Source organism: Myxococcus vastator (assembly GCF_010894475.1).
Taxonomy (GTDB): Bacteria; Myxococcota; Myxococcia; order Myxococcales; family Myxococcaceae; genus Myxococcus; species Myxococcus vastator.
Genome location: NZ_JAAIYB010000619.1, coordinates 1 through 3,792, shown reverse-complemented (window position 1 = coordinate 3,792; position 3,792 = coordinate 1). Strand labels below are relative to the sequence as shown.

Genomic DNA, 3,792 nt, shown 5'->3' with positions numbered 1-3,792 from the left:
GGGCGGGGAGGTGGACATGGGCGCCGACGAGCAGCGCCACGTCGACCCGCCCGTTGATGAAGAGCGGGTTGCCACGCGGGAGGCACAGCGCGGCCAGCTCGCGCGCCTCTTCAAGGAAGCGACGCCCGGCGGCCTCGGGGTGGCGGTGCTGGACGGCCACCTCGGGCCCGGCGTCGAGCGCCCGGGCGAGCGCCCACCTCAGCCGTTCGGGCGGCAGGCGCCAGTCGGTGATGACGACGAGCCGGGGAAGGGGAGACGGCACCACCGCGCGCACCCGGCCGTCAGTGGTGGACGAGCCCTTCAATCGGGCTGGACGCGGAGCCGTAGGCCTTTCGCGGGATGCGGCCCGCCAGGTATGCGTCGCGGCCGGCCTCCACCGCCTTCTTCATGGCCACGGCCATGCGCACCGGGTCCTGCGCGCCGGCGATGGCGGTGTTCATCAGCACCGCCTCCACGCCCAGCTCCATGGCGATGGCCGCGTCGGACGCCGTGCCCACGCCCGCGTCCACGATGACGGGGACCTTCACCGTCTCCAGGATGAGGCGGATGTTGTGTGGATTGCGGATGCCCAGGCCGCTGCCGATGGGCGCCGCCAGCGGCATCACGGCGGCGCAGCCCGCGTCCTCCAGCTTACGGGCGGTGATGGGGTCGTCGCTGGTGTAGGGCAGCACGGTGAAGCCCTCCTTCACCAGGATGCGGGCCGCCTTCACCGTCTCCTCGACGTCCGGGTAGAGCGTCTTCTCGTCGCCGAGCACCTCGAGCTTCACCCACTTGCTCATGCCCAGCTCCTCGGCGAGCCGGCAGGTGCGGACCGCGTCATCCGCCGTGTAGCAGAGCGCCGTGTTGGGGAGCAGGCGCAGGCGGTTGCGGTCAATCCAGCTCATCAGCGACGCATCCCCCGTGGCCTTGAGGTCCAGGCGGCGCACGGCCACGGTCACCATCTCCGTGCCGGAGGACTCGTGGCAGCGCTTCATGATGTCGTGGCTGGGGTACTTCCCCGTGCCGAGGATGAGCCGGGAGCTGAACGTCACTCCGGCGATGGTGAAAGGCTTGTCCTGGATGCTCATGTGCGGACTCCTGGCTAGCCGCCGCCGACGAAGGTGACGATTTCCACGCGGTCCCCCGCCTGGAGGTGGTGTTCGGGATGGCGCGCGCGGCGCACCACCTCCGCGTTCACTTCCACTGCGACACCGGGGCCGCCCACCTGAAGCGACTCCAGCAGCGCCGAAAGGGTGGTGCCCTCCGGCACCTCGCGCGTCTCTCCGTTGACCCAGACCTGCATGGCCTCACGGCTCCTTGCGACGACGGGGACCTGGGCACGCACTACAAGGGTGACTCCGCGCTGTCAACGCGCTCGCCAGCCCGTGCGCCCGCCACCGTCACCGGTATACCCAGGCGCGCAAGCGATGGCGGCGCGAATCCAGGCGCGAGCCTACGTGTTCCAGGACATGCCGCCTCCGGGGAGTCCGGTGCCCATGCCGACGGCACAGGAGCGCGAGCGCATCGCGCGGTGGGCGCGGGAGGGCGCGCCGCTGTGCGCGGACGCTGGCGCCGAAGCGCTGCCCGGTGACGGTGGCGTGGACGGCGGGCTTTAGCCGCTCGCGCGGCTGTGCCCGGTATCGACATTTTCCGTCCTTGTTCCCTGGTAGGGCAGGCAGGCGGCCAGGCGGCCCGTGGTCCGCCGTGTGCCCCTAAGGCCTCCGTGCATGCCGGACAACCCCTGTTCAAGGGCGGGGGGAGCACCCACTTTCTGCCCAACGCCGGGGGAAACGCTCTCTCGGCCGCAAGTGAGTGAGGGGGAAACCTTCTCCCATTTCCACGTGAAAGGAGCAGGAACAAATGCGCAAGCTCATGATGGCGGTCACTGCGGTTGCGGGTATGTCGCTGGTCGTCACTGGCTGCAGCAAGCGCGACAACGTCGAGTCGCAGCGCCAGGACGTCGCCGAGGCTCAGATGGAGGCCCAGCAGGAGACGGCGGAGATCCGTCAGGACGCGCGGGAGGACATCGCCAGCACGCAGACGGAGGCCCAGGAGGACATCGCTGGGACGCAGCGTGAGGCCGCGGAAGAGGTCGCCAGCGCGCGGCAGGACGTACAGGAGGAGCGCGATGACCTGGCCGAGGCCGAGGCTGAGCGCCGGGAGGACCTGAATGACGACCTGGCCCTGGGTGGCTCCGGCGTGGCGGGTGCCGCCGCCGCGAGCAGCGTCAGCGGCCGCGTGCTCTCCACCGGCGGCGATGAGCTGACCGTGGTCGATACCCGCAACAACAAGCAGCTGGAGCTGAAGACGAACGACCAGACGCGCATCCTGCACAACAACCAGCCGCTGAAGCTGGATGACATCGAGGAGGGGGCCCAGGTCCGCGCCTCGTATGTGCAGGACGGTGAGGACATGGTGGTTCGCGAGCTGACCGTGACGCAGCCGGTGCAGAAGAAGAAGTAGTCAACGCATCGAGCGCGGCGGGCGGCTCGTTGACTCACGGACCGCTCAGAGACGGCCTCCGCTTCGGCGGGGGCCGTTTCCTTTTTTTCCCTGAATCCGTGCTGGGAGGTTGGAAGGGTGTGTCGGACGTGGGTGGTAGGAGGGATGCGTGAGGTTTTCTCACGCCTTCCCAACCCAGGGGAGGACTTCCTGCCCAGGAGGTATCACCCGAGATGTCCACTCACCCCCCAGAGCCACCCGCTTCCAAGCCCTTCATCCTCTTCACCACCGGGGCCACGGCTTATGAGTTGATCCGCTACCTCGGGGCACGGGGCTCCGGAGAGCTGCTGCTCGCCCGGCGGCACTATGCGGGCGTCCCCGGCGATCTCGTGCTCATCAAACGCTTGCAGGATGTCGAAGACGCGCAGGGCCGCGCGCGTCTGCGGGAAGAGGTCAAGCTGCTGATGCGGCTCAGCCACCCGGCCATCGTGCAGGTGTTCCTGGTGCGGGTGCATGAAGGACTGCCCCACCTCGTCATGGAGCACGTGGACGGAAAGTCCCTGGAGACGCTCATCAGCTACGCGGCCCTGCGGCGCCGACCCTTCTCGGAGGCGTTCGCCGCCTATGTGGGCGCGGAAGTGGCGGATGCGCTGCACCATGCCCATACGCTGGAAGACGCCCGGGGCCGTCCGTTGGGCATCGTCCACCGGGACGTGTCGCCGCGGAGCCTGCGCCTGGACGCGCGGGGCCATGTGAAGCTGTCTGACTTCGCCATGGCCTGGGCGAAGCTGCCGGGGCGCCTCGTCACGGAGACCCAGGTCGTCCGGGGAGACCTGGCCTACGCCTCACCGGAAGCGCTGGAGCGAAAGCCGCTGGACGGCCGCGCGGACCTGTTCTCCCTGGGGGTGGTGCTGCTGGAGGTGCTCACCGGCCTGCACCTGTTGGACCTGGAAGACGTGGAGCGGGCCGCGCTTGCCGCGGGGCCGCTGCCTGACGCGGAGGTGCTGCTGGCGGAGGTGCCCAGCTGGCTGCCCGCGCCCTTGATGGCCGCGCGCATGGCGTGCCTGTCCCCGGCGCATGTGGAGCGCGCCACCCAGGGACTGTCCCCGGCCATGCGGGCCATCCTCGGCCGGCTCTTGCGTCGGGAGCCTTCGGAGCGCTTCCAGTCCGGGCAGGAGCTGGCGGACGCCCTGCGCGCCGTGTTGGCGGGTCAGGGGTACGCCTACGGCCCGAACGAAGCCGTGCGGGAAGCCACCCAGGTCCGCCGCGACGCCCGCTGCCGTCGGCAGACGGCGGAGGTGCTGCGCTGGGAGGACTCCGTGCGTCCGGAGGCCCCTCCGCGGACGACGTCCGGGTCGGGGCCTTGAGGGG

At 70.0% G+C, this 3,792-nt stretch carries 5 protein-coding genes; 2 read left to right on the top strand and 3 right to left on the bottom strand.

What is annotated here, in order from left to right:
• The 3 genes from G4D87_RS34990 to thiS form a co-directional block, all read right to left on the bottom strand.
• Positions 1 to 265: thiamine phosphate synthase (locus G4D87_RS34990; RefSeq protein ID WP_163787019.1), on the bottom strand; the 265-nt coding region annotated here is incomplete at its 3' end.
• 16 nt (positions 266 to 281) lie between these two features.
• A complete protein-coding gene (locus tag G4D87_RS34985) occupies positions 282 to 1,067 on the bottom strand; it encodes a thiazole synthase (protein WP_163787016.1) in 786 nt (261 codons plus the stop codon).
• A gap of 14 nt (positions 1,068 to 1,081) precedes the next feature.
• A complete protein-coding gene (gene thiS / locus G4D87_RS34980) occupies positions 1,082 to 1,282 on the bottom strand; it encodes a sulfur carrier protein ThiS (protein ID WP_140791124.1) in 201 nt (66 codons plus the stop codon).
• 569 nt (positions 1,283 to 1,851) lie between these two features.
• On the opposite strand from thiS, the gene G4D87_RS34970 reads away from it, so the two are divergent.
• Positions 1,852 to 2,442 (top strand): hypothetical protein, encoded by a 591-nt coding sequence (locus G4D87_RS34970; protein ID WP_240358854.1) that lies wholly within the window; start codon positions 1,852 to 1,854, stop codon positions 2,440 to 2,442.
• Positions 2,443 to 2,654: 212 nt separating this feature from the next.
• The gene (locus G4D87_RS34965; RefSeq protein ID WP_163787013.1) at positions 2,655 to 3,788 is read left to right on the top strand and encodes a serine/threonine-protein kinase; all 1,134 of its coding nucleotides are present in this window, start codon (positions 2,655 to 2,657) and stop codon (positions 3,786 to 3,788) included.
• Positions 3,789 to 3,792 lie beyond the last annotated feature (4 nt).